The sequence below is a fragment of the Cognatundibacterium rugosum genome, assembly GCF_014284365.1.
Lineage (GTDB): Bacteria > Pseudomonadota > Gammaproteobacteria > Burkholderiales > Burkholderiaceae_D > Undibacterium > Undibacterium rugosum.
In genome coordinates, this window is the sequence record NZ_JACOGG010000055.1 from 1 (window position 1) to 607 (window position 607).

2 protein-coding genes are annotated in these 607 nt (G+C 54.2%); both read right to left on the bottom strand.

The features are described 5' to 3' along the window. On the bottom strand, positions 1-158 hold a 158-nt coding region (gene tnpB, locus H8K47_RS18750; RefSeq protein ID WP_186882727.1), incomplete at its 3' end, for an IS66 family insertion sequence element accessory protein TnpB. Continuing rightward, positions 155-526 (bottom strand): IS66-like element accessory protein TnpA, encoded by a 372-nt coding sequence (tnpA, locus tag H8K47_RS18020; protein WP_186882728.1) that lies wholly within the window; start codon positions 524-526, stop codon positions 155-157. The genes tnpA and tnpB, both read right to left, overlap by 4 nt. Between the last annotated feature and the right edge of the window lie 81 nt (positions 527-607).

Consider the following 607-nt stretch of genomic DNA (forward strand, 5'->3'; position numbering starts at 1 on the left):
AGGACTTTGATACGCGTCGAACGCTTGTTGGTAAACAGGTAGGCATGATGCGGCCGCGCTGCACCGAATACCTGAACTACCCTCGCCAGTGCAGTATCCATACCGACGCGCATATCAATCGGTTCGGTTGCCAGCCAGATGGAATCTATCCGGATCATCTTAGCCAGTTCTGCAGCCAACCGGCGCACTCTGCGGCCGCAGCTTGCGGCCAGCGCACAGTCACATTAGCGGCGCCTCGTCTGATTTCAATCACGATGTTTGGTGTCGCAGTGACTGCGGTCGGCGCAGGCAACGGAATGGGAATGAATTCGGGAACTGTGGTAATCGGTGCAATTTGCGTCGACGGTATCGCCAATTGCGCATGCGCCTTGATCCAGATACGGACCTGATTGGCGTTCAACTGGTAACGCAAAGCCGTGGCGGCAATGGAAACTCCCGGTTGTTTGCAGGCTTGAATGACCTGAGCCTTGAATTCGGCACTGTGCCGCCGACGCCGTCTTGGCGTATTGATTCCATCGTCCATCATGTACAAGTGTCCACTTATTAAGTGGACACGATCATCTACGCTTACGCACTTAACTTCAAGATGACTTCACCGGATGCTTAC

Bases quoted from the DNA above. Each gene is read 5' to 3' on its own strand.
- tnpA (WP_186882728.1), bottom strand. From the start codon at position 526: ATGATGGACGATGGAATCAATACGCCAAGACGGCGTCGGCGGCACAGT.